The organism is Pantoea sp. EEL5, assembly GCF_049892805.1.
In the GTDB taxonomy this organism is placed as follows: domain Bacteria; phylum Pseudomonadota; class Gammaproteobacteria; order Enterobacterales; family Enterobacteriaceae; genus Pantoea; species Pantoea ananatis.
This window is the reverse complement of the sequence record NZ_JBNDNJ010000001.1, coordinates 1,518,470-1,541,168: the sequence shown is the minus strand read 5'-3', so window position 1 is coordinate 1,541,168 and position 22,699 is coordinate 1,518,470. Positions and strand designations below refer to the sequence as shown.

General features: G+C 53.5%; 23 protein-coding genes. 13 read left to right on the top strand and 10 right to left on the bottom strand.

What is annotated here, in order from left to right; all coding sequences use genetic code 11:
• Positions 1 to 27 precede the first annotated feature (27 nt).
• A complete protein-coding gene (locus ACPXSQ_RS07370; protein ID WP_064373895.1) occupies positions 28 to 213 on the top strand; it encodes a YoaH family protein in 186 nt (61 codons plus the stop codon).
• 15 nt (positions 214 to 228) lie between these two features.
• Here ACPXSQ_RS07370 and ACPXSQ_RS07365 read toward each other — a convergent pair whose 3' ends face one another.
• The gene (locus ACPXSQ_RS07365) at positions 229 to 573 is read right to left on the bottom strand and encodes a RidA family protein (protein WP_014605705.1); all 345 of its coding nucleotides are present in this window, start codon (positions 571 to 573) and stop codon (positions 229 to 231) included.
• A gap of 151 nt (positions 574 to 724) precedes the next feature.
• Between ACPXSQ_RS07365 and ACPXSQ_RS07360 the strand changes: the two genes are divergently transcribed.
• The 6 genes from ACPXSQ_RS07360 to rnd all read left to right on the top strand — a co-directional run bounded on the left by ACPXSQ_RS07360 (position 725) and on the right by rnd (position 7,415).
• Entirely contained in the window at positions 725 to 892 is a 168-nt protein-coding gene (locus ACPXSQ_RS07360; RefSeq protein ID WP_426143268.1) for a hypothetical protein, read from the top strand.
• 112 nt (positions 893 to 1,004) lie between these two features.
• Positions 1,005 to 2,915, top strand: a complete 1,911-nt coding sequence (locus tag ACPXSQ_RS07355; RefSeq protein WP_158150756.1) for an ATP-dependent DNA helicase — start codon at positions 1,005 to 1,007, stop codon at positions 2,913 to 2,915.
• A 45-nt stretch (positions 2,916 to 2,960) separates the two neighbouring features.
• Positions 2,961 to 3,659, top strand: a complete 699-nt coding sequence (tsaB, locus tag ACPXSQ_RS07350) for a tRNA (adenosine(37)-N6)-threonylcarbamoyltransferase complex dimerization subunit type 1 TsaB (protein ID WP_015700197.1) — start codon at positions 2,961 to 2,963, stop codon at positions 3,657 to 3,659.
• Positions 3,660 to 3,719: 60 nt separating this feature from the next.
• Positions 3,720 to 4,313 carry a Slp family lipoprotein gene (locus ACPXSQ_RS07345; protein ID WP_013026011.1) on the top strand — a complete coding sequence of 198 codons (594 nt, stop codon included), beginning with the start codon at positions 3,720 to 3,722 and terminating at the stop codon, positions 4,311 to 4,313.
• A 204-nt stretch (positions 4,314 to 4,517) separates the two neighbouring features.
• A complete protein-coding gene (gene fadD, locus ACPXSQ_RS07340; RefSeq protein ID WP_128392486.1) occupies positions 4,518 to 6,194 on the top strand; it encodes a long-chain-fatty-acid--CoA ligase FadD in 1,677 nt (558 codons plus the stop codon).
• Between the two features lie 99 nt (positions 6,195 to 6,293).
• On the top strand, positions 6,294 to 7,415 hold the full coding sequence (rnd, locus tag ACPXSQ_RS07335; protein WP_013026009.1) for a ribonuclease D: 1,122 nt from the start codon (positions 6,294 to 6,296) through the stop codon (positions 7,413 to 7,415).
• A 51-nt stretch (positions 7,416 to 7,466) separates the two neighbouring features.
• On the opposite strand, the gene minE is transcribed toward rnd, so the two are convergent.
• Genes minE through minC form a run of 3 tightly spaced genes read right to left on the bottom strand, consistent with a single transcriptional unit; the run spans position 7,467 to position 9,284 of the window.
• The gene (gene minE / locus ACPXSQ_RS07330; protein ID WP_010616394.1) at positions 7,467 to 7,736 is read right to left on the bottom strand and encodes a cell division topological specificity factor MinE; all 270 of its coding nucleotides are present in this window, start codon (positions 7,734 to 7,736) and stop codon (positions 7,467 to 7,469) included.
• A gap of 3 nt (positions 7,737 to 7,739) precedes the next feature.
• Positions 7,740 to 8,552 carry a septum site-determining protein MinD gene (gene minD / locus ACPXSQ_RS07325; protein ID WP_014593844.1) on the bottom strand — a complete coding sequence of 271 codons (813 nt, stop codon included), beginning with the start codon at positions 8,550 to 8,552 and terminating at the stop codon, positions 7,740 to 7,742.
• Positions 8,553 to 8,585: 33 nt separating this feature from the next.
• Positions 8,586 to 9,284 (bottom strand): septum site-determining protein MinC, encoded by a 699-nt coding sequence (gene minC, locus ACPXSQ_RS07320; protein ID WP_013026006.1) that lies wholly within the window; start codon positions 9,282 to 9,284, stop codon positions 8,586 to 8,588.
• Between the two features lie 154 nt (positions 9,285 to 9,438).
• Here minC and ACPXSQ_RS07315 point away from each other — a divergent pair, with 154 nt between their 5' ends.
• The 3 genes from ACPXSQ_RS07315 to ACPXSQ_RS07305 all read left to right on the top strand — a co-directional run bounded on the left by ACPXSQ_RS07315 (position 9,439) and on the right by ACPXSQ_RS07305 (position 11,179).
• Positions 9,439 to 9,714, top strand: coding sequence for a YcgL domain-containing protein (locus ACPXSQ_RS07315; protein WP_013026005.1), 276 nt, complete (start codon positions 9,439 to 9,441; stop codon positions 9,712 to 9,714).
• A gap of 295 nt (positions 9,715 to 10,009) precedes the next feature.
• Entirely contained in the window at positions 10,010 to 10,669 is a 660-nt protein-coding gene (locus ACPXSQ_RS07310; protein ID WP_014593843.1) for a fumarylacetoacetate hydrolase family protein, read from the top strand.
• 63 nt (positions 10,670 to 10,732) lie between these two features.
• Complete coding sequence (locus ACPXSQ_RS07305; RefSeq protein WP_013026002.1) at positions 10,733 to 11,179, top strand: YcgN family cysteine cluster protein; 447 nt, start codon at positions 10,733 to 10,735, stop codon at positions 11,177 to 11,179.
• 41 nt (positions 11,180 to 11,220) lie between these two features.
• Here ACPXSQ_RS07305 and dsbB read toward each other — a convergent pair whose 3' ends face one another.
• A complete protein-coding gene (gene dsbB / locus ACPXSQ_RS07300) occupies positions 11,221 to 11,751 on the bottom strand; it encodes a disulfide bond formation protein DsbB (RefSeq protein WP_014605709.1) in 531 nt (176 codons plus the stop codon).
• Between the two features lie 380 nt (positions 11,752 to 12,131).
• Here dsbB and fadR point away from each other — a divergent pair, with 380 nt between their 5' ends.
• Positions 12,132 to 12,851 carry a fatty acid metabolism transcriptional regulator FadR gene (gene fadR / locus ACPXSQ_RS07295; protein ID WP_013026000.1) on the top strand — a complete coding sequence of 240 codons (720 nt, stop codon included), beginning with the start codon at positions 12,132 to 12,134 and terminating at the stop codon, positions 12,849 to 12,851.
• A 39-nt stretch (positions 12,852 to 12,890) separates the two neighbouring features.
• Here fadR and ACPXSQ_RS07290 read toward each other — a convergent pair whose 3' ends face one another.
• Entirely contained in the window at positions 12,891 to 14,426 is a 1,536-nt protein-coding gene (locus ACPXSQ_RS07290; RefSeq protein WP_013025999.1) for a SpoVR family protein, read from the bottom strand.
• A gap of 503 nt (positions 14,427 to 14,929) precedes the next feature.
• Here ACPXSQ_RS07290 and ACPXSQ_RS07285 point away from each other — a divergent pair.
• Both ACPXSQ_RS07285 and dadX read left to right on the top strand, forming a co-directional pair.
• On the top strand, positions 14,930 to 16,231 hold the full coding sequence (locus ACPXSQ_RS07285) for a D-amino acid dehydrogenase (RefSeq protein ID WP_013025998.1): 1,302 nt from the start codon (positions 14,930 to 14,932) through the stop codon (positions 16,229 to 16,231).
• Positions 16,232 to 16,249: 18 nt separating this feature from the next.
• A complete protein-coding gene (gene dadX / locus ACPXSQ_RS07280) occupies positions 16,250 to 17,320 on the top strand; it encodes a catabolic alanine racemase DadX (RefSeq protein WP_426143260.1) in 1,071 nt (356 codons plus the stop codon).
• Here dadX and ACPXSQ_RS07275 read toward each other — a convergent pair.
• From ACPXSQ_RS07275 to ACPXSQ_RS07260, 4 genes are all read right to left on the bottom strand, one after another.
• The gene (locus ACPXSQ_RS07275) at positions 17,313 to 18,506 is read right to left on the bottom strand and encodes a multidrug effflux MFS transporter (protein WP_013025996.1); all 1,194 of its coding nucleotides are present in this window, start codon (positions 18,504 to 18,506) and stop codon (positions 17,313 to 17,315) included. The two genes, dadX and ACPXSQ_RS07275, sit on opposite strands and share 8 nt — an antisense overlap.
• Positions 18,507 to 18,628: 122 nt before the next feature.
• Positions 18,629 to 20,095 (bottom strand): undecaprenyl-phosphate galactose phosphotransferase WbaP, encoded by a 1,467-nt coding sequence (wbaP, locus tag ACPXSQ_RS07270; protein ID WP_014605710.1) that lies wholly within the window; start codon positions 20,093 to 20,095, stop codon positions 18,629 to 18,631.
• A gap of 376 nt (positions 20,096 to 20,471) precedes the next feature.
• The gene (locus ACPXSQ_RS07265; RefSeq protein ID WP_013025994.1) at positions 20,472 to 20,705 is read right to left on the bottom strand and encodes a DUF1480 family protein; all 234 of its coding nucleotides are present in this window, start codon (positions 20,703 to 20,705) and stop codon (positions 20,472 to 20,474) included.
• Between the two features lie 76 nt (positions 20,706 to 20,781).
• Positions 20,782 to 22,509 carry a potassium/proton antiporter gene (locus tag ACPXSQ_RS07260; protein ID WP_013025993.1) on the bottom strand — a complete coding sequence of 576 codons (1,728 nt, stop codon included), beginning with the start codon at positions 22,507 to 22,509 and terminating at the stop codon, positions 20,782 to 20,784.
• Between the last annotated feature and the right edge of the window lie 190 nt (positions 22,510 to 22,699).

Here is a 22,699-nt window from a genome sequence, read left to right as displayed (position 1 = left end):
ATGGCAGCCCTAAAGCAGGAGTGAAACATGATTACAGGATTACCCGCACTTTCACACGACCAGCAGCAACGCGCGGTAGAACGCATTCAAAAGTTAATGGCAGAGGGCATGTCCAGCGGCGAGGCGATAACCCTGGTGGCGCAGGAAATTCGTGAAAGTCACACCGGAGAACTGATTCGGGCGCGCTTCGAAGATGAAGACGACGAAGGCTGACGCCCGGAACCGGGGTTAACGCGCGGCGATAATTTTTATTTCGACTTTATACTTCGGATTCATTAAGGCTGCCTGAACCGTGCAGCGCACTGGGGCATTGCCGGGTGAAACCCAGGCGTCCCAGGCGCGGTTCATTGCCGCAAAATCAGCTTTATCGACCAGAAAAATGGTGGCATCCAGGATTTTGCTTTTGTCACTGCCCACGCGTGTAAGCAGGGCGTCAATCACCGCCAGCGCATTGGCGGTTTGCGCTTCGGCATCCGCATCAAGGTTTTCAGGCACGCTGGTATAATAAATCGTGTCGTTATGAACAACCGCTTCGGACATACGATGTTCGGGATCAATGCGCGTAATGCTCATCATCTTCTCCTTATTTTTTGGACGCCTAGCCTGACATATTCACGATGCCATTGTCATCCATTGCAAACGCCTGCGGGCGTCGGTCGCGCATCGTGGCCGGAAAAATGGTATAAAACGTCGCTTATCAGTTCAGGACTCCTAGGAAGAAGGCATGGTGAATACGCAATATCTGTTTTGGGTGATGTTTGGCGCACTGGCGCTGCTGTCTGTGGTGGTGTCAACTTTTGTGGGCATGTCGCGTACGGCCAGACAGGGGTTTATCACGCTGGCGGTTTTATGGGTGATCCTGGCGGCGGGTGCGCTTTATATCAGTCATTAGCGGCATTCCCTGCATCCAGCTAGCATAATGGAGACGCCCGCGTCAGCAATTTCCTTAAGGCGGGAAAGACTGACATAATATACAGTGTTTTTTGCCGGAATTGAGAGGATACGTGGCAGACGATTTTGCATCAGATGGCGCGCTGGCAAAGCGTATTACGGGGTTCAAACCGCGTGAAGCACAGCGTGAAATGGCCCAGGCTGTCACCGAGGCCGTGCAGAGCAGCGGTGAGCTGGTTGTTGAAGCGGGCACGGGGACGGGCAAGACCTATGCCTACCTGGCACCGGCGTTACGCGCCAATAAAAAAGTGATTGTGTCCACGGGCTCAAAAGCCCTGCAGGATCAGCTTTATGCTCGCGATTTGCCCACCATCGCTAACGCGCTAAAATTTACCGGTAAAACGGCGCTGCTTAAAGGGCGATCTAACTACCTGTGCCTGGAGCGGATGGATCAGCAGTCTGCCACCGGCGGCGATCTGAGCGTTCAGTCGCTTACCGACCTGGTGACGCTGCGCGCCTGGGCCTCACATACCGTCGACGGCGATATCAGCGCCTGTGCAGACGTGACGGAAGACAGTCCGATATGGCCGCTGGTGACCAGTACCAACGACAACTGTCTGGGAAGCGATTGCCCGCAGTATAAAGCGTGTTTTGTCGTCAAAGCGCGCAAGAAGGCTATGGATGCCGATGTCGTCGTCGTCAATCATCATCTTTTTCTTGCCGATCTGGTGGTGAAAGAGGGGGGCTTCGGTGAGCTGATCCCTGAAGCGGACGTCATGATTTTTGATGAAGCCCATCAGTTACCGGATATCGCCAGCCAGTATTTCGGTCAGCAGATCTCCAGCCGTCAGTTAGCCGATCTGGCGAAAGACATCATTATTGCCTATCGCACCGAAGTGCGTGACGTTCAGCAGCTGCAAAAATCGGCCGACAGGCTGGCTCAGTGCGCTCAGGATTTTCGGCTGGCGCTGGGCGAACCCGGCTATCGCGGAAATCTGCGGGACTTACTCAGTGATAACAACATCATGCGCATGTTCACGCTGCTCGATGATGCCCTGGAACTGTGCTATGACGTCATTAAACTCTCTCTCGGGCGTTCTGCGCTGCTTGATGCGGCCTTTGAACGCGCAGCGCTTTACCGTACGCGACTGAAGCGCATACGATCCATCAGCGAACCGGGATTCAGTTACTGGTATGAATGCACATCGCGTCACTTTGTGCTGGCGCTAACGCCGTTATCCGTGGCCGAACGCTTCCGGGAAATGATGGATGACCGCAAAGCGGCATGGATTTTCACCTCAGCGACCCTGGCCGTCGATGAAAAGATGGACCATTTCGCCGAACGGTTAGGCGTGAGCAAGGCGAAGAGTTTGATTCTCAGCAGTCCGTTTGACTACTCACAGCAGGCATTACTATGCGTTCCCCGCAATCTGCCGGAACCGAATCGTCCTGGTGGCGCACGTCAGCTGGCTAAAATGATGAAGCCCTTGATCGATGCAAACCAAGGCCGCTGCTTCTTCTTATGTACCTCACATCTGATGATGCGTGAGCTGGCGGCCGAGTTCCGCGCCTCCATGACGTTGCCGGTGTTGGTGCAGGGCGAAACCAGTAAAGGGCAGCTGCTGAAACAGTTTATCGAAAAGGGCAATGCTCTGCTGGTGGCAACCAGCAGCTTCTGGGAAGGGGTGGACGTACGTGGCGATGTGCTGTCGCTGGTCATCATCGACAAGCTGCCGTTTACCTCACCGGAGGATCCGCTGTTAAAAGCCCGCATGGAAGACTGCCGTTTGCGGGGAGGCGATCCCTTCAGTGACGTGCAACTGCCCGACGCCGTGATTACGTTGAAACAGGGCGTTGGCCGTTTGATTCGCGATACTGACGATCGTGGCGTGCTGGTGATTTGCGACCAGCGTCTGGTATCCCGGCCTTATGGCGCGCTGTTTCTTAACAGCCTGCCGCCCACTCCACGCACGCGGGATATCGCGCAGGCTATTGCCTTTATTCGTCAGCAACCTGACGCGTAATTTTATGCTAAGATGCGCGCCGTTTTTGAATCCTCTGAGGTCGTTATGTCGGTCCGAATTTTAGCGCTGGATACAGCGACAGAAGCCTGTTCTGCAGCCCTGCTCAACGGGCAGCAGATTGATGCGCGCTTTGAGATCGCGCCGCGCGATCACACCCAACGAATTTTACCCTTAGTGGCAGAACTGCTGCAGTCTCAGCAGTTGGAACTAACACAACTTGATGCGCTGGCATTTGGCCGCGGTCCGGGCAGCTTCACCGGCGTGCGTATTGGTATCGGGATCGCTCAGGGGCTGGCACTGGGTGCGGCGTTGCCCATGGCGGGCATCTCTACGCTGGCCACGCTGGCGCAGGGCGCCTGGCGGCTGCACGGCGCCACGCGGGTATTAACCGCGATAGATGCCCGTATGGGCGAAGTCTACTGGGCCGAGTATCAGCGTGATGAGCAGGGTCACTGGCAGGGTGAAGCGAGCGAGAGCGTACTGTCGCCCGCCGCGGCCTTGACGCGGATGCAGGCGCTGGAGGGCGAATGGTTTACTGCCGGAACCGGCTGGCAGGCCTGGCCAGATCTGCAGCAGGGCCATGCCCTTCAGCTGGTTAACAGCCATGTGGAACTGCCTGCGGCAGAAGATATGTTGCCGCTGGCCGTCGCCGCTTTGCAGCAGGGCGCGACGGTATTGCCTGAAAACGCAGAACCCACCTATCTGAGAAACGAGGTGGCCTGGAAAAAACTGCCTGGACGCTGAAACGAGACGCAACTTATTGTTATCGGAGCACTCTAAACAGCAACTTTCAGGAGAATACCCATGTCAATTCGTCGTCACGGTGTTGCCGGTCTGCTACTGGCCTGCGCCCTGGTTTTAAGTGGTTGTGTTTCAGTGCCGGATAATATTAAGGGCAATTCCGCCATGCCCCAGCAGGACTTATTGCGGGTGATGAAAGATCCGGCCATCTATGTCGGTCAGGAATCGCGCTTTGGCGGCAAGGTGGTTAACGTGTTCAACCGTAACGGCAAAACCCGGCTGGAAATAGCGACGCAGCCGCTGGATGAGGGCGCGCGTCCCGTACTGGGCGCCAGCTCTGTGGGTCGCATCTATGCCGACATTCCCGGCTTCGTCGATCCGACGGATGTCAAAGATCAGTACGTTACGGTGCTCGGTACGATTAAGGGCACGGAGCAGGGCAAAATTGGCGAGGCCACCTATCAGTTTGTGGTCATCGACGTTCGTGGCTATCAGCGCTGGCATCTGACGCGCCAGATTGTTGCGCCTCCGCAGCCCATTGACCCGTGGATTTGGTATGGCCCGACGCGCCATCGTGGGGGCTACTGGGGACCTAACCCGTACTGGGGAATGTATAACAGCGGGCCCGCACAGGTTGAAACTATCCTGACACAGTAAGCATTACCTGTTTTATTCAGCCCGGTAGCGGTGCTCGCTGCCGGGCTTTTTATTTGTATTGTCTGCAAAGACGAAATTTAGTGATGGACTTCGCAACCTCAACATGACAAGAAGAGCAAACTGGTACAATCAGTTAAAATATTGTTAACAAATGCGATTGTCGAGGCGGCGATGAGTACACAACAAGATTATCGGGGTGAATCCTTGAATAAGGTTTGGCTAAAACGCTACCCGGCAGACGTCCCTGCCGAAATTAATGCTGATCGTTACCGCTCTCTGGTTGATCTGTTTGAGCAGGCCGTTTCCCGTTACGCCGGGCAACCTGCTTTTTACAACATGGGTCAAAAGATGACCTATCGCCAACTGGACGAAAAAAGTCGGGCCTTTGCCGCCTATCTGCAACATGAGTTGAAACTGAAACAGGGCGACCGAGTTGCCCTGATGATGCCTAATCTGCTGCAATATCCGGTTGCGCTCTTTGGCGTTTTGCGGGCCGGAATGGTCGTGGTCAACGTCAACCCACTCTATACGCCGCGCGAATTAAAACACCAACTTAATGACAGCGGTGCCAGCGCGATCGTTATTGTCTCTAACTTTGCGCATACGTTAGAAAAAGTCGTCAGCGAGACCGCGATCAAACACGTTGTTCTGACCCGCATGGGCGACCAGCTTGCACCGGTCAAAGCCACCCTTGTGAACTTTGTGGTGAAGTATGTGAAGCGACTGGTACCAAAGTACCATTTGCCGGGTGCGATAGCGTTTCGCCACGTACTGGAAGCCGGAGAGAAAATGCCGTATCAGCGCCCGGATGTCAGTAATGAGGATCTGGCGTTTCTGCAATACACGGGCGGCACGACAGGCGTGGCGAAAGGTGCCATGCTGACGCACCGGAATATGCAGGCAAACCTTGAACAGACGAAAGCCACCTACGGCAAGCTGTTACGGGATGGCAAGGAGTGCGTTGTCACAGCGTTACCGCTTTACCATATCTTTGCGCTGACCGTTAACGGCTTGCTGTTTGTTGAGCTGGGTGGGCAGAATCTGCTGATCACCAATCCGCGTGATATTCCCGGTTTTGTTAAAGAGATCGCCAAATATCCGTTTACCGCCATTACCGGCGTAAATACGTTGTTCAACGCGCTGCTTAATGACGATGGCTTTACCAAACTCGATTTTTCTACCCTGCGCCTCTCTGCCGGGGGCGGCATGGCGGTGCAAAAGGCGGTCGCTGAGCGCTGGGAAAAACTCACCGGCCACTATTTACTGGAAGGCTACGGTCTGACCGAGTGCTCTCCGCTGGTCTCCGTCAATCCTTATGACATCAGCTGCCACACGGGCAGTATTGGCTTACCGGTGCCCTCTACGGACGTGATCATTCTGGATGAAAACGGCAATGAAGTGCCAACCGGAGAGCCCGGCGAATTGTGTATCCGGGGTCCGCAGGTGATGCATGGCTACTGGCAGCATCCGGAGGCCACGGCAGAAGTCCTGAAAAATGGCTGGCTCCACAGCGGGGATATTGTTACCGTTGACCACGAAGGATTTATCCGTATCGTGGACCGCAAAAAGGATATGATTCTGGTGTCAGGTTTTAACGTCTATCCGAATGAAATTGAAGACGTTCTGATGCAGCATCCCAAAGTGCGCGAAGCGGCTGCGATTGGCGTGCCCAGCGAACTGTCGGGCGAGGCGGTGAAGGTCTGTGTGGTGAAGAAAGATCCCTCGCTGACCAAAGAAGAGTTGCTCGATCACTGTCGTCGTCAGCTCACCGGCTACAAAGTGCCGAAAATCGTTGAGTTCCGCGATGAACTACCCAAAACGAATGTAGGAAAAATTCTGCGTCGTGAACTGCGCGACGAGGTGAAAACCCACACGGGTTGATTCACCGTCAGGATTCAGGTTGAACGCCGGCTCTGTCCGGCGTTTTTATTGCTTTTAACATGGAGCACCGCACGTTGTCGGCTGCGGTGAAAACTGAACGTGAACTATTCCCTGATCGATAACGATGATCGCCTGGCCGAGGTGTGCAACAAAGCACGCCAGCATACGGCCGTCGCCCTGGATACGGAATTTGTCCGTACCCGTACCTACTATCCACAGCTGGGACTGATTCAGCTGTTTGATGGCGAACAGCTGGTGTTGATCGATCCGTTACCTGTCCGTGACTGGTCACCGTTTATCGAACTGTTAACGGATACCCGCGTCACGAAATTTTTGCACGCGGGCGGCGAAGATTTGGAAGTCTTCCTGCACCGTTTTGCGGTACTGCCACAGCCGATGATTGATACACAGATTCTGGCGGCCTTTAGCGGTCAACCGCTTTCCTGGGGATTTGCCTCCATGGTGGCGCACTTTACCCAGGTCGAATTAGATAAGAGTGAGGCGCGCACGGACTGGCTGGCGCGTCCGCTGACGGAACGGCAGTGCCAGTATGCCGCTGCCGACGTGCATTACCTGTTGCCGATTGCTCATCAACTCATGCAACAGGTTGAGCAGGCAGGGAACATGGCGGCGGCGCTGAGCGAATGTGAAAACCTGTGCCAGCGTCGGCTGGATAGCTTAGCGCCGGAAGATGCCTGGCGCGATATCACCAATGCCTGGCAGCTGCGTCCGCGCCAGCTGGCGGCGCTGCAACGTCTGGCGGCCTGGCGGCTCAAGGTTGCCCGAGAAAAAGACATGGCAGTGAATTTTGTGGTGCGGGAAGAGAATCTGTGGAAAGTCGCCCGTTTCATGCCGGGCTCGCAGGGTGAGTTAGATCACCTGGGCTTATCTGGCCATGAGATTCGTTTTCACGGCAGGGCGATGCTGGCGCAGGTCGCAGACGCAGCCGGACTGGCTGAAAGCGAGCTGCCGCCGCCGTTAAGCAATCTGGTCGATCATGTGAACTATAAGCGGGCGTTTAAAGCGATCAAAGCACTGGTGCAGCAGGTAAGTGAGCAGAGCGGGTTTAGTCAGGAGCTGCTGGCATCGCGCCGACAGATCAATCAGGTACTGAGTCAGCACTGGGGGCTGAAGCCACAAAACCGCGAACCTGAACTGTTAACAGGCTGGCGAGGCGACGTGCTGAAACCCGGCATTATGACCATCCTTGCCGAGATGTAAGAAATTTCCCCTGCCAGTACAGCGCAGGGGAAAATCAGGAAACGGTCGACGTCATTTAGGCACGTCTTCCGTTTCAGGTAGCGTGACGTTCAGTTCCAGAATGGAGATATCATCCCCTTTCTGGTCGAGTTGAACCGTCACCATGTCCGGATCAATCTTCACGTACTTGCAAATCACTTCGAGAATGTCGCGCTTAAGTTGCGGAAGATAGTGGGGCTCACTGTCGCCCCTTCTCCGTTCTGCCACAATAATCTGTAGCCTTTCCTTGGCTATGTTGGCAGTGTTCTTCTTCCGGGATAAAAAGAAATCAAGTAATGCCATGGTTTATCCCCCGAACAGGCGTTTCAGGAAACCCTTCTTCTCTTCTTCAATAAAGCGGAAGGGGCGACTTTCACCGAGTAACCGGTCAACGGTATCGGCATAGGCTTTACCAGCATCAGACTCACCATCGAGAATTACCGGCTCACCCTGGTTAGAGGCACGAAGAACCGACTGGTCTTCCGGGATGACGCCGACCAGAGGAATACGCAGGATTTCCAGAACATCTTCCATGCTCAGCATATCGCCACGATTCACGCGGCCAGGATTGTAACGGGTCAGCAGCAGATGCTCTTTAACCGGTTCCTGGCTGGTTTCCGCACGGCGGGATTTGGAAGAAATAATACCGAGAATACGGTCAGAGTCGCGTACAGAGGAAACTTCCGGGTTCGTGGTGATGATGGCTTCGTCGGCAAAATAGAGCGCCATTAACGCACCGGTTTCGATGCCGGCCGGCGAGTCACAAACGATGAAGTCAAACGCCATCTCTGCCAGATCGTTCAGCACCTTCTCAACACCTTCGCGGGTAAGGGCGTCTTTGTCGCGGGTCTGCGAGGCAGGCAGAATATAAAGTTGTTCTGTGCGCTTATCACGAATCAATGCCTGGTTCAGCGTGGCATCACCCTGAATGACATTAACAAAATCATAAACCACACGGCGTTCGCAGCCCATGATTAAATCAAGGTTACGCAGGCCGATATCAAAGTCGATGACAACCGTTTTTTTGCCTTTCTGCGCTAAACCGGTGGCGATGGCCGCGCTTGACGTGGTCTTACCAACGCCCCCTTTACCGGATGTAACTACAATAATGCGTGCCATAAATGTTGATTTCCTTAACGAAAGAAAAGGGGCCTAATTAAGTGTCTGGATAGTCAGCGCGCCGTCCTGAAGGCAGAGGCGTGCCGCTTTAGCAAAAAACGCTTCGGGGATTTGATCCATGATCCAGTACTCCCCGGCGATAGAAACCAACTCTGCTGCCAGGTTGGTGCAAAAAATCTGGCAATCTCTGTCACCGCTGGCACCCGCCAGCGCGCGGCCGCGCATCATGCCATAGATATGAATATTGCCATCGGCAACCAGTTCCGCGCCGGCGCTGACGCTGCTGGTGACAATCAAATCCGCATTGCGGGCATAGATTTGCTGACCAGAACGCACCGGCGTGTTAACGATGCGTGTTTTCGCCACCAGCGCTTCCGTCGCAACGGGTTTTGACTCCGGCTCCGGCGCTTCGCGCTTGTGGCTCTCTTTACCTTCGGCCAGCACCGGAAGACCGACGCGGGCGATCATTTTTTTCAGCGCCTCGTCTTTGCATCCACTGACGCCGACGATACGGAGCCCCGTTGCGCTGACGGCCTGCTGCATCTGTTTCCAGTTTACGGCCGCATCAAGGGCCGCAACATTCAGCACCACGGGTGCGTTTTTCAGGAAATCTGGAGCCTGGTCAATTTTGTCCTGTAGCGCTTTGCGGATCACCTCTGGCTCATGGTGATGCAAATGAACAACGGACAAGGTAAAACTGCTTCCCTTAAATTCGATTGGCGATTGCGGCATCTGTCCCGACTCAGTCCTGTTTTACTACCCTGTGCTAAGCGATCATAAAAGCATCGTTAAAGCGCGATCGGCGAATATTCGAAGTACTGCAAGCATGTTATAGTTACCGCTATATTCAAACAAGCCTCACGGCTGGTTAATTCGAGTAAAAAATATGTTTTGTGTGATCTACAGAAGTCCCGTCCGCGACCAGACTTATCTCTACGTTGAAAAAAAAGACGATTTTTCGCGCGTTCCTGAGGCCCTGCTAAAAGGCTTTGGTAAGCCTCAGTTAGCGATGGTGGTGAACCTGGCCCAGCGCGACAAACTGGCCAATGCGGACATCAATAAAGTGAAGCAGGGGTTAAGCGAGCAGGGATATTATTTGCAAATTCCACCACCCATCGAAAGTTTGTTAAAAACGCATCTCGAACTGGATAGAAAAGATTAACTCGGATTGTTCCTTTAATATAAATTTTGCAGGGCCGTCATCAGCAAATTTATATTCCCGTGAGGCTGAATAATAATTGCACAGTCGCGCCGCTGCGGCGCGCTGTTTGCAACCTGACCGGTCAGATGAAGGCGGCGACGCACAAATAGCCTGGCTGACTTATTGACAATTCTCGCGCATCTGTCAGGTTTATGCATCTCAGTGATAGCTGGCAGGCTGGCTTTAGGTGTTGTCTGTCAGTAACGTCAATCCGCCGACATGACTGGCATTTCGGCACTCTAAGCAGGGGATTAGCATGTATCAGCATCGTAACTGGCAAGGCGCTTTGTTAGATTATCCCGTGAGCAAAGTGGTTTGCGTGGGCAGCAACTATGCGAAACACATCAAAGAAATGGGCAGTGCGACACCGACCGAGCCGGTTATTTTTATTAAGCCGCAAACGGCCTTGTGCGATCTGCGCCAGCCTTTATCTGTTCCCGATGCGTTTGGTGAAGTGCACCACGAAGTTGAGCTGGCCGTACTGATAGGCACCACCCTGAAGCAGGCTTCAGAAGCGCACGTGGCGCAAGCGATCGCCGGTTACGGTGTGGCGCTGGATTTAACCCTGCGTGACCTGCAGGCAGGCTTAAAAAAAGCCGGGCAGCCGTGGGAAAAAGCGAAAGCCTTTGATAACGCCTGTCCGGTGTCGGGATTTATTCCGGTCGCTGAGTTCTCAGGCGACCCGCAGAATACCGAGCTGAAGCTGGTGGTCAACGGTGAGGTTCGCCAGCAGGGCAACACCGCCGATATGATCCACAAAATTCTGCCACTGATTGCACATATGAGTCAGTATTTTACCCTGCATGCGGGTGATGTCATCCTGACCGGCACGCCTGAAGGCGTGGGGCCGATGCGCTCGGGCGATACGCTTGAGGTTTCTGTTGCGGGCCACGGCATCAGCACGCGCGTACTCTAAAACTTGCATCATCGCGTCAATATCTTTATAAGGTGCGGTTTAGGCTAAATCTGGACAATCATCATGACTGAAACCCCTTTCTGGCAACATAAGCGCCTGGCACAAATGAGCGATGAGGAATGGGAATCCTTGTGTGATGGTTGTGGCCAGTGCTGCCTGAACAAATTACAGGACGCCGATACGGATGAAATCTATTTCACCAACGTCGCCTGTAATCAGCTCAATATAAAGACCTGTCAGTGTCGCAATTACGAACGTCGGTTTGAATTTGAAGAAGACTGTATCAAGCTGACGCGCGAAAACCTGACCACCTTCAACTGGCTGCCCCGTACCTGCGCCTACCGGCTGCTGGGCGAGGGGAAGCCGCTCCCGGCCTGGCATCCGCTGCGCGCGGGCTCCAAAACCGAGATGCATGCTCAACGTATTTCGGTGCGTTATATTGCGGTGCGGGAAAGCGAAGTGCGTGACTGGGAAGATCACATTATTGATCGGCCGGATCGTAACGGCTGATGCACATACATTAAAGGCTGCCAGTGGCAGCCTTTTTAACGTTAGCGGCCAAATAGATCCCGGCGCTTAGGTTTTAACGGCTGCGCGATCAGAACCAAAATGCCGACCAACAGATAGGCAGCGAAAACACCGATCATCCACTGTGGCATGCTGAGCGACAGGAATTCCCACCCACGATCTGAGCAGTCTCCGCTGGCGACGAACACCGACGGTAGCCATTTATCCAGCGGCAGCCACGTTGGAAAACGGGCCGCGAAATCACAGGTCACAAAAGGATTGGGATGCAGCAGGATCATCGTGTGTTCGTAAGACAGCCGCAGGCCTTCCCAGGCGCTGTAGATCCAGACCAGAATGGCCACCAGCCGTAACAGTGAACGTGGTAGAAGTAACCCGATAAGCCCTGCAGCCACTACGCCAAACAGCGCACAGCGCACATAAATACACATTACACAGGGTTTGAAGCCCAAACCATACTGGAACCACAACGCCGTAAGCTCCAAGGCCAGTGCAGAGAGGGCCAGTAATAACCAGGCCCCGCGACCACGCGAACATTGGTTTAAATATCGCAACATATTGCATTCCCTGTAAACGTTAATGCCCCGCAGTGTAAACCAAAAGTCGCTGCGCGCCATCCTGCGTTGGGTAAAAATTATGTACAAACATGACCTGGCACTGATCCAGATTAATGACTTAACAAAAATTCTGATAACCGCGTGATATTGATGTTCTTTTGCGCGTCACATCCCGCAAGCAAGGGAACCGCGTGGTGGCAATGCGCCCGCCCAAAACGCTGAGGTAAGGCTGGCGTAAATACGGCCATAATGATCGCGGTAATCTGTCTTAATTTTGTGCTAAACCGCGCTTTTAATCGTTGTGCAGTCTGTATCCGCTATAGGGCGTCTGGTATGATGAGTCCCCATTACGATCCAGAAAGCAATGAGAACACACAGTTATGGTTATTAAGGCGCAGAGTCCAGCCGGATTTGCTGAAGAGTATATAATTGAAAGCATCTGGAACAGCCGTTTTCCGCCTGGATCTATTCTTCCTGCTGAACGTGAGCTTTCTGAACTGATTGGTGTAACACGTACCACATTGCGCGAAGTGCTGCAGCGTCTGGCGCGTGACGGCTGGCTGACGATTCAGCACGGCAAACCTACTCGCGTGAATAATTTTTGGGAAACCTCGGGTCTTAATATTCTTGAAACCCTGGCGCGTCTCGATCATGACAGCGTACCCGCCCTGATCGATAACCTGTTATCTGTCCGAACCAATATTTCTTCGATCTTTATCAGTCGCGCCTTACGCCATTATCCAGAGAAGGCACGCGAGGTGCTGGAAGCCGTAAACAGTGCTGAAGACCAGGTAGACAGCTATACCGAACTGGATTACCGGGTGTTTCGCGGGCTGGCGTTCGCATCAGGCAACCCAATTTATGGCCTGATCCTGAATGGGCTGAAAGGGCTTTACACCCGCGTTGGACGCCACTACTTTTCTAACCCGGAAGCGCGTAAGGTGGCACGCGATTTTTATCAAACGCTGCTCAACCTGTGTGACAAAGAGCCTACCCAGGACGAAATCGTTGAATGTGTCCGTCGCTATGGTCGTCAGAGTGGCGATATCTGGCATTCGATGCAAAAAACGTTGCCGGACGATTTAGGCAGCAAACGTTAATAAAAAACCGGACATGGCGTCCGGTTTTTTTTATTCCGCTTAAAGCGGGGCGTTGCGCGGTGGATTACGGTCCAGTAGCTCAACGCTCCCGTCTTCGTTTTGCTGTTCCAGAATAACGTCAAATCCCCATAGTCGTTGCACGTGTTTAAGAACTTCCCGGCGGCTTTTGTCCAGCGGCGCACGGCTCTGCGGGACATAGCGCAGCGTCAGGGAACGATCGCCGCGCAGGTCGACGTTGTAAACCTGAATGTTGGGCTCCAGGTTACTCAGGTTGTACTGAGCGGAGAGCTGTTGACGAATCGCACGGTAGCCCGCCTCATCGTGGATGGCAGCGATCTCCAGAAAGTTATTACGATCGTCATCCAGTACGGTAAACAGGCGGAAATCGCGCATAACCTTTGGCGACAGGAACTGACTGATAAAACTTTCATCCTTGAATTCCCGCATCGCGAAATGCAGGGTTTTTAGCCAGTCAGAACCGGCAATATCCGGGAACCAGTAACGATCTTCTTCGGTTGGCGACTGGCAAATGCGCTTGATGTCCTGGAACATCGCAAAACCTAATGCATAGGGGTTAATCCCGCTATACCACTGGCTGTTATACGGTGGCTGATAGATGACGTTGGTATGGCTGTGGAGAAACTCCATCATGAAGCGCTCGGACACTTTGCCTTCATCGTACAGGTGGTTCAGGATGGTGTAGTGCCAGAAGGTGGCCCAGCCTTCATTCATGACCTGGGTTTGTTTCTGGGGATAGAAATACTGGCTCACTTTACGCACTATGCGCAGAATCTCCCGCTGCCAGGATTCGAGCAGGGGTGCGTTCTTTTCCATAAAGTAGAGCAGGTTTTCCTGCGGCTCTGAAGGGTAACGCGCGGCCTCAACCAGCGTGGCTTCTTTCTCTTTGCGCGGCAGCGTACGCCAGAGCGTGTTCACCTGACTCTGCAGATACTCTTCACGGCTTTTTTGCCGCGCTTTCTCTTCCTGCAACGAAATTTTCTGGGGACGCTTGTAGCGATCAACGCCGTAGTTCATCAACGCGTGGCAGGAATCAAGCAGGCGTTCCACTTCTTCAACCCCGTAACGCTCCTCGCAGTCAGAAATATAATTCTTTGCAAACAACAGATAATCCACGATGGAGCTGGCATCGGTCCAGCTACGAAACAGGTAGTTATTCTTGAAGAAGGAGTTGTGCCCGTAGCAGGCGTGCGCCATCACCAGCGCCTGCATGGTCATCGTGTTCTCTTCCATCAGATAGGCGATGCAGGGATTGGAATTGATCACGATTTCGTAAGCCAGGCCCTGCTGGCCGTGCTTGTAGCGCTGCTCGGTCTCAATAAATTTTTTGCCAAAAGACCAGTGCGAGTAGTTAATGGGCATCCCTACGCTTGAGTAGGCGTCCATCATTTGCTCTGAGGTGATCACTTCTATTTGGTGCGGGTAGGTATCCAGACCGTAGTGTTTGGCTACGCGGTCGATTTCAGCGAGATAGACATCGAGCAGGTCGAAGGTCCAGTCGGGTCCATCGCTGATGCGTTTGCTGTCCATGAGTGAATCGTCAAAGATTGTTGTCATAGCGCACCTCTGTTTTGGCGAACGGACTCACGCGGTGGGGTTGCCCGTTGCGATTTATTTAAGGCTCTTCCTGAGAAAGGGAACCCAAAAAAACTGAGTGAACATATCAATGATAGTTCACTGTCGCTTATCCGATCCGGGAACTCAAACGAATTCTTTGGCAGAAAAATCATTTCAGGTTTAAGGGGTTGGGATTAAATAGCTCTACCGACTACATTGCAGGTATTTATTAGCACAATATTCTGGAATTGGGCCAAAAGGCGCGCTTTGAATGATTCTCCTGAAAGTGGTGGAATTAACTATAGACAATGTCATTTATGCCTGATTTTTTCACTATTGGCGCATAACTCTCTGAATTTAAGTGGGTCAAATGATTTTAGTTACCTACGGATGAAAAAAGAGGTGAAATAGTTGAATTGTTTAGAGGATGTTTCCACTTTGTGATCACACTGAATGTAAACCATTGCACAGTGGATTATGCTTTTTAATTTCGCGGGGGACTTATGCACGTAGTGATTCTTGGGAGTGGCGTAGTAGGGGTAACGAGCGCATGGTATCTGGCGCGTGCCGGACACCAGGTCACCGTGATCGATCGTCAGCCTCAGCCTGCGATGGAAACCAGTGCCGCCAATGCCGGGCAAATCTCCCCCGGTTATGCTGCCCCCTGGGCGGCGCCGGGCGTGCCGCTTAAAGCGATGAAGTGGATGTTTCAGCGCCATGCGCCGCTGGCTATCCGTCTGGACGGCAGTCGCTTCCAGCTCGAATGGATGTGGAACATGCTGCGCAATTGCGATATGCGTCACTACCAGCAAAATAAAAGCCGTATGGTCCGCCTGGCCGAATACAGCCGTGACTGTCTCAAAGCGTTGCGTGCGGAAACCGGCATCGCCTATGAAGGTCGTCAGGGCGGCACGCTGCAGCTGTTTCGAACCCAGCAGCAGTTCGACAGCGCCAGCAAAGATATTGCGGTGCTACGCGAGGCCGGTGTGCCCTATGAATTGCTGGAGGCGCACCAGCTGGCCAGCGTGGAACCGGCACTGGCAGCAACACAGCATAAACTCACTGGCGGCTTGCGCCTGCCTAACGATGAAACCGGCGATTGCCAGCTTTTCACGCAGCGTCTGGCCAAAATGGCTGAAGAGGCTGGCGTTGTCTTCCGGTTTAATACGCCGATCGATCAGCTCCTGCGTGACGGTAATCGTATTTATGGGGTGAAGTGCGGTGAGGAAGTGATCAAAGGTGACAGCTATGTGGTCGCGCTGGGATCCTACTCAACCTCATTGATGAAAAACATCGTCGATATTCCTGTTTACCCGCTCAAAGGCTATTCCCTGACCATACCGGTGACCAATCCCGATGCCGCCCCGGTTTCAACGATCCTCGATGAAACCTATAAAGTGGCGGTGACACGCTTCGATAACCGTATTCGCGTCGGCGGTATGGCGGAGATTGTGGGTTTTAACACCAAACTGCTGGAGGCGCGTCGCGAAACGCTGGAGATGGTGGTCACAGATCTTTATCCTGAGGGAGGAGATGTCAGTCAGGCCAGCTTCTGGACCGGTCTGCGTCCCATGACGCCAGACGGGACGCCGGTAGTCGGTGCCACGCCGCTTTCGAATCTTTTCCTGAATACCGGCCACGGCACGTTGGGATGGACAATGGCGTGCGGCTCCGGTCAGTTACTGGCTGACGTCATATCCGGTACCTCATCCGCGATAGCCGCGGACGATCTTACCGTCTTTCGTTATTTACCCGGTTTTGCGGCGACCCGATCGCCGCTTCGTAACGTTAACGCAGTACGTTAAGCCTTCAGGGAGAGGAATATGTCACGTCCAATTGTCGCGACCATCGATCAACAGGCGTTGCGACATAATCTGGCGATTGTGCGCCGGGCGGCCCCGACGTCACGCGTCTGGTCAGTGGTAAAAGCCAACGCTTACGGTCACGGCATCGCCCGCGTATGGGAAAGCCTGTCCGCCACGGATGGTTTCGCGCTACTCAACATGGAAGAGGCCATTTTGCTGCGCGAGCAGGGTTGGAAGAAGCCGATATTGCTGCTTGAAGGCTTTTTTCACCCTGACGATCTGGCATTGATTGATCGCTACCGGCTGACGACCAGCGTGCACAGCAACTGGCAAATTCACGCCCTGGCAAACGCCACGCTCTCTGCGCCCGTTGATCTCTATCTCAAGATCAACAGCGGCATGAACCGGCTGGGGTTTCGTCCTGAACAGGTCAACGGAATCTGGCATAAGCTGCGTGCGCTCGAAAATGTCGGAGACATTACCCTGATGGCGCACTTTGCCGATGCGGAAAATCCTGACGGGCTCGTCGAGCCGCTTAAACGCATCGCACAGGCTACGGAAGGGCTGGACAGTCCGGTGTCATTATCCAATTCGGCCTGCACGTTGTGGCATCCTGAAGCGCATTACGACTGGGTACGTCCGGGCATCATCTTGTATGGCGCTTCGCCAAGCGGGAACTGGCAGGATATCGCCAGCAGCGGACTAAAACCGGTCATGACGCTGAGCAGCGAGATTATCGGCGTACAGCAGTTGCAGGCCGGTGATGGCGTCGGCTATGGCTATCGCTATCATGCAACCCAGCCGCAGCGTATCGGCGTGGTTGCCTGCGGTTATGCGGACGGCTATCCACGTCATGCGCCGACAGGAACCCCGGTTGCCGTTGACGGGATAATGACGCAGGTTGTCGGCGCGGTTTCGATGGATATGATAACGGTGGATCTCACGCCGTGCCCGCAGGCTGGCATTGGTTCGTCCGTGGAGTTATGGGGGGAAAATGTCAAAATCGATCAGGTGGCGAAAGCAGCCGGAACGGTGGGCTATGAGCTGATGTGCGCGCTGGCCCCACGCGTTCCGGTTAAAATCAGTTAACGGCGGTAATCCGGCTTTGCATTTTCTTACTGCAGCGCCAGGCCAGGAAGGCCAGCGCTGCGCCCAGCAGCATCATCAACGTTAATGACAGTTTCTCCGCTACCGGCAGAGCCACCACGATCAGGCTGCCTGCTGCGCCTCCCGCCATCTGGATAAATCCCTGCAGCGCCGAGGCCACGCCTGCCTGCTGCTGATAGGGTTCCAGCGCATAGCTGGTGGCTGGCCCAACGGTGAAAGCCAGCCCGGCTACGGCGACCGCCACTGGGAACATATACAGCGCCCAATGGAACTGCAGGCTGTCAGGCAACAAGGTCATTCCCGCCACAAGCAGAACGGCACCCGTCAACATGGTGATAAAACCGATGGCAAGGCAAAATGGTCGGCCCGCTTTGCGAATCGCTTTATTCACCACCACGCTGACCAGCATGATCCAAAAACCATTTGCACCAAAGGCAAACGAGAAGGCCAGAGGCGAAAGTCCCCCTTCGGTCATTAATACCTGCGGGGCCAGCGAGACATAGGTCAGCACCATCCCCAGCGCGCCGGCATTGGCAAAGGCAAACGCCAAAAAGCGCGGCTGGCGGAGAATCGCGGCGTACTGGTTTATCGGAAGGCCCTTCACGCGCAGCGTATCCGCCGGACGCGTTTCAGGCAGCCAGATGATGACCATTAGCATCACGACTGCCGCATAGGCACACAGGAACCAGAACGGCGCGCGCCAGTCGAAGGCGCTGGCCAGAATGCCACCCAGCAACGGCGCCAGAGCAGGCACAATATTCAGTGCCCCGTTCAGGAAGCCGTAAGCCCGGGCGGCGTCATCACCACTGAGTCGGTCACGCACGCCGCTAAAAGCCACCACCGCGCTGCAGCAGACCGCGCAGCCCTGAACCAGTCGGGCAATTAAAAATAGCGGGAAAGTGGTCGCCGTCGCGGCAATGACGCTGCCGGCGATGTACAGCGCCAGGCCCAGTAAGGCGATGGGCTTACGGCCATAGTTGTCCACCAGCGGGCCACTGACCAACTGTCCCAGCCCCATAATCAGTAAGAAAAGCGGGATCGTGGTTTGTACCAGGGCGACGGGCGTCGATAAGCCTTCAGCAATCTGCGGCAGCGTGGGTAAATAGAGATCAATGCCTAAAGGTGCCAGCAGCACCAGGCTCAATAGCAATAAGGTATATTTTTGCATAGCAACCAGAGGGTAAACGTTCGATAAAGCGAGGAAAGAGGGTAATGATTAACAGCGAAAAAGGAAAGCAAATTACCGGGAGCAAATGGCGATGCCTGCTGAAACAGGCATCGCATGCTAAATCAGTAGGCGCCGTCGCGGCGGAAAACCACACCGGCCGTTTTAAACAGGATGGCGATGTCTGTCCATAACGCCCAGTTTTTAACATACCAGGAGTCGAAATAGACGCGGGTGTCGTAATCGATATCGTTACGTCCGCTGACCTGCCATAGCCCAGTCATACCCGGTTTCGCCATCAGGTAGTAATCCACATCGCCGGCGTAGCGCTCTAGTTCAGCCTCAATTACCGGACGCGGTCCCACCAGGCTCATCTCCCCGCGGATCACGTTCCACAGCTGCGGCAGCTCATCCAGGCTGGTTTTACGCAGGAAGCCGCCGATGCGGGTAATACGCGGATCCTTCTTGAGCTTAAAGTCTTTGTCCCATTCCCGACGCGCTTCTTCACTGGTTGCCAGCAAGCTTTCCAGCACCTCTTTGGAATTGGTCACCATTGAGCGGAACTTCAGACACTTGAACTTTCTGCCATCCTGCCCGATACGTTCGTGACCATAGATGGCATTGCCCCCATCACGCTTGACCATATAGCAGAGCAGGGCAAAGACCGGCGCCAGGAACAGCAGCAGTAACGACGCCACAACAATATCGAAACTGCGCTTCAGGAAACGTGACGAATGCTTTGCCAGGTTATTACTGACGCGCAAAATCATCACTTCATGGCTAAAGATAAACGACATATCCGTGCCGTAAAGCGGGACGCCACGCAGGGTTGGGATCACCGATACTGACCGGCAGTTCATTTTTGACAGAAACTTCAACCAGCGATCGCGCTCCGGCTGCTGCTCGTACTCCATCGCGACAATAAACTGCACGTTGTCGCGATCGATGGTGCTCCAGTTAATATCGTTGGCAGAAATGACCGGTACGCCATTCACGCTCTGCTGCAGCGGCGCATCTTCTACGGAAATAAATGCCTGAACGTTATATCCCAGGATTTCTTCACTTTGTAAGGCCGCATAGGCTTCGGTAGCGTTACGGCCAGAGCCAATAATGATGGTTTCTTTTTGCCACTGACCGGCTTTATTAATGGCACTTTTAACGCCTGCGCGCAGCAGCGGCAGCAGTAGCAGGGCATAGCTCCAGCTGAACACCCACACCATGCGGGAGAAGTCCCATTTAGAAAACGCGATTAATGCCAGATCGAGCAGGGAGAAAACAACCAGTGTTTTCACAATTTCTTTCAGTTCGAACCAAAAGGGTTTGCGGTAGGTGTAGTGACGCAGGCGCATCCAAAACCAGCCGGTACATAATACCGACATAATAAACTGCGCAATAAAACGGTTTTCAATTTGATGCGGCGGAATAAACGCATCCAAATCTCCCCAAATACCCTGCACGGTAGCGGCAGAGAGAAACAGCGCCAGGTTCAGCGCAATAAGGTCTGAAAAACTCAGTGCAAACTTTACCAGAATATTCTTACGAAGACCGCTCCATGAGCGACTCGCATTGTTTATTACCATTGTACTTGCCATAAAACCTGCTCTCTTAATTAAGTAAAAGATGGCCTGACCAGAATCAAGTACGCGTTCAGGGGTTAACGACTGAAAACCCGAAACCGGGATGTTTTCAGTTTGTTACAGTCATTAGAGCCATTGATGCTACAAATAAACCGTTACTAAGCGTGATTTGAGTCACGTAAAATTGCAGCACTGAAAGAGAGTATGCAGGAGATATTTGACGGAGTTAATACGGAAGAATTCTTAAAAAACCAGGTGAAAATTGCGCAGAATTGGCTTAAATGGCTGATTTGGAAAATAATATTTTAAAAGTATAACCTATAAGCCGTGCGGCCAGGGCCACTTTTTAGGAATTACCGCCAAATCAACTGACTGGCGGTAATACTCAGGCTCAGGCCGGTTCTTTTAATACCCACCGGTCTTGCTGCTTATCGTAGTGAGCGATATGTAAAATGACCTCTTTATCGTCGATCCATGCCGGAACGCTGGTGTCGTGATCCCAGCCGTCGAGCTGATAGCTCAGTCCGGGGTTGGTGTGGCAGGGAATACTCACTGTCAGCGGTTTTTCGCTGCTGAATTCTGCATCGACAATTTCGTAGCGACCAATTTTAACCACGTGACCCATGGATAACTCCCGTTTTCACTGAATGTTATAAAAGCGTAGTGCAATTCAGCCCATTTAACGCGCCAGCGAAGTAAGATTATTCTTTGTCTTCACTTGGGCGCACACCAATTTTCACAATCTGATTATCTTCTTTTTCCGCCACGGTCCAGGTCAGTTGATTCCATTCAACCTGATCGCCCACGACGGGCGTGCCACCCAGCATGCCAAGCATCAGCTGCCCGAGCGATTGTTGAGCATTGGTCTGTTCGTCCAGTTCAAGGCCGTAAATTTGCGCCACGTCGTTCAGGCGCGCGTCGGCATCCAGAATAAAGTCACCAAAGAAACGCTGATCCAGCGCGACGGGCGGCGACTGACTGAACATTTTTCCTAGCGCAGGCAGGTCACGCTCGCGTCCAATCACGCAGATAACGTCGTTTTCTTTTAATCGTGTCGCCCCGTTGGGATGCATCAGCACATTATCCCGAAACAGGGCAGCAATGCGGGTTTCACGCGGCATCTGTAAATCACGCAGCGCAGCGCCCACGCACCATTTGTCGGCACTGAGCTGGTAAACAAACTGCTCCCAGGGATTTTCCGGGTGGATATCTAACCCAATTCGGCTGACAGGCGATGCCGTGGGCGGTACCACCACTTTGGCTTTTTTTGCCGCATAGCCCAGCGAGGTGCCCTGCAGCATCAGGGAGACCAGCACGACAAAGAAGGCGATGTTGAAATAGAGTGATGCGTTTTCGAGTCCGGCCATCATCGGGAATACCGCCAGGATGATCGGAACCGCGCCCCGCAGGCCTACCCAGCTGATAAAAATCCGTTCACGGCCTGTAAAACCGCGGAAGGGCAACAGGCCGATAAACACGGAGAGGGGGCGCGCAACCAAAATCAACCACAGGGAGAGGATCATTGCCGGAACCGCAATATGCCAGAGATCGGAAGGTGTGACCAACAGGCCCAGCACGATAAACATCCCTATCTGACTGAGCCACGCCATACCGTCAAAGGTTTGCAGAATGCCAAATCGGTTACGGATGGGGCTGTTACCCAGTAAAAAGCCGCACAGATACACGGCCAGAATGCCGCTGCCTTCCAGCACCGTTGTCAGGGCGAACACCAGAATCCCGCCGCTGAGTGCCAACAAGGGATACAGGCCGGGTGCCAGGTTGATGCGGTTTATGAGCTGCTGCAGGGCCCAGCCGCCGCCCAGTCCAAGTACGATGCCCAGGCCGAACTGTTGGATGAGATGCACGAGAAACATCCAGTCAAGACCGGTTTTGCCCTGCTCGATCATTTCAATCAGCGTGATAGTGAGAAACACGGCCATGGGATCGTTGCTGCCTGACTCAATTTCCAGCGTTGAGCTGACGCGTTCGTTCAGGCCTTTATCCCCAAGCAGTGAAAAAACGGCTGCCGCATCGGTAGAGCCAATAATGGCACCGATCAGAAAGCCCTGCATCATATCCAGCCTGAAGAGCCAGGCCGCGGCCACGCCGGTCAGGCCAGCCGTAATCATTACGCCTACCGTTGCCAGTGACAGGGCCGGCCCCAGCGCCACCTTGAAGGAGCTGGCTTTGGTACGCATCCCACCGTCCAGCAGGATAATCGCCAGAGCAAGGTTAGAGATAAGGTAAGCGGCGGGATAGTTATCGAAGGCGATGCCGCCAATGCCATCCACGCCGGCCAGCATGCCCAGTGCCAGAAATATCACCAGAATAGGAATGCCAAGACGGGATGAAAAAGAGCTGAGTAAGATACTCGACGCAACCAGCACGGAGCCAATAATAAAAAGACTATAAACAATAGTGTGGTTCAAACGCGGTCTCCTGAGATTCGGCAGTCAATGTCAGCTAATGTGTAGAAACATCCATGCTATCTCTGCAAGATAATGTTTTATCAATGAGTTGTCATGGTCATTTTGCAATTTATATCAATTGCTAATGCCTTGGTTAATCCGGTTAAACGATATTAATAGAGGAGTTGGAGGAGTTGTTGCAGGAAAGGCC

What these genes read in the sequence shown, in the direction of transcription:
- dadX (WP_426143260.1), top strand. Translation starts at nt 16,250, where the DNA reads ATGTCACGTCCAATTGTCGCGACCATCGATCAACAGGCGTTGCGACAT.
- fadR (WP_013026000.1), top strand. Translation starts at nt 12,132, where the DNA reads ATGGTTATTAAGGCGCAGAGTCCAGCCGGATTTGCTGAAGAGTATATA.
- dsbB (WP_014605709.1), bottom strand. Translation starts at nt 11,751, where the DNA reads ATGTTGCGATATTTAAACCAATGTTCGCGTGGTCGCGGGGCCTGGTTA.
- ACPXSQ_RS07370 (WP_064373895.1), top strand. Translation starts at nt 28, where the DNA reads ATGATTACAGGATTACCCGCACTTTCACACGACCAGCAGCAACGCGCG.
- tsaB (WP_015700197.1), top strand. Translation starts at nt 2,961, where the DNA reads ATGTCGGTCCGAATTTTAGCGCTGGATACAGCGACAGAAGCCTGTTCT.
- wbaP (WP_014605710.1), bottom strand. Translation starts at nt 20,095, where the DNA reads ATGGCAAGTACAATGGTAATAAACAATGCGAGTCGCTCATGGAGCGGT.
- ACPXSQ_RS07275 (WP_013025996.1), bottom strand. Translation starts at nt 18,506, where the DNA reads ATGCAAAAATATACCTTATTGCTATTGAGCCTGGTGCTGCTGGCACCT.
- ACPXSQ_RS07285 (WP_013025998.1), top strand. Translation starts at nt 14,930, where the DNA reads ATGCACGTAGTGATTCTTGGGAGTGGCGTAGTAGGGGTAACGAGCGCA.
- minE (WP_010616394.1), bottom strand. Translation starts at nt 7,736, where the DNA reads ATGGCATTACTTGATTTCTTTTTATCCCGGAAGAAGAACACTGCCAAC.
- ACPXSQ_RS07305 (WP_013026002.1), top strand. Translation starts at nt 10,733, where the DNA reads ATGACTGAAACCCCTTTCTGGCAACATAAGCGCCTGGCACAAATGAGC.
- ACPXSQ_RS07290 (WP_013025999.1), bottom strand. Translation starts at nt 14,426, where the DNA reads ATGACAACAATCTTTGACGATTCACTCATGGACAGCAAACGCATCAGC.
- ACPXSQ_RS07345 (WP_013026011.1), top strand. Translation starts at nt 3,720, where the DNA reads ATGTCAATTCGTCGTCACGGTGTTGCCGGTCTGCTACTGGCCTGCGCC.
- ACPXSQ_RS07365 (WP_014605705.1), bottom strand. Translation starts at nt 573, where the DNA reads ATGAGCATTACGCGCATTGATCCCGAACATCGTATGTCCGAAGCGGTT.
- minC (WP_013026006.1), bottom strand. Translation starts at nt 9,284, where the DNA reads ATGCCGCAATCGCCAATCGAATTTAAGGGAAGCAGTTTTACCTTGTCC.
- ACPXSQ_RS07265 (WP_013025994.1), bottom strand. Translation starts at nt 20,705, where the DNA reads ATGGGTCACGTGGTTAAAATTGGTCGCTACGAAATTGTCGATGCAGAA.
- ACPXSQ_RS07310 (WP_014593843.1), top strand. Translation starts at nt 10,010, where the DNA reads ATGTATCAGCATCGTAACTGGCAAGGCGCTTTGTTAGATTATCCCGTG.
- minD (WP_014593844.1), bottom strand. Translation starts at nt 8,552, where the DNA reads ATGGCACGCATTATTGTAGTTACATCCGGTAAAGGGGGCGTTGGTAAG.
- ACPXSQ_RS07315 (WP_013026005.1), top strand. Translation starts at nt 9,439, where the DNA reads ATGTTTTGTGTGATCTACAGAAGTCCCGTCCGCGACCAGACTTATCTC.
- ACPXSQ_RS07360 (WP_426143268.1), top strand. Translation starts at nt 725, where the DNA reads ATGGTGAATACGCAATATCTGTTTTGGGTGATGTTTGGCGCACTGGCG.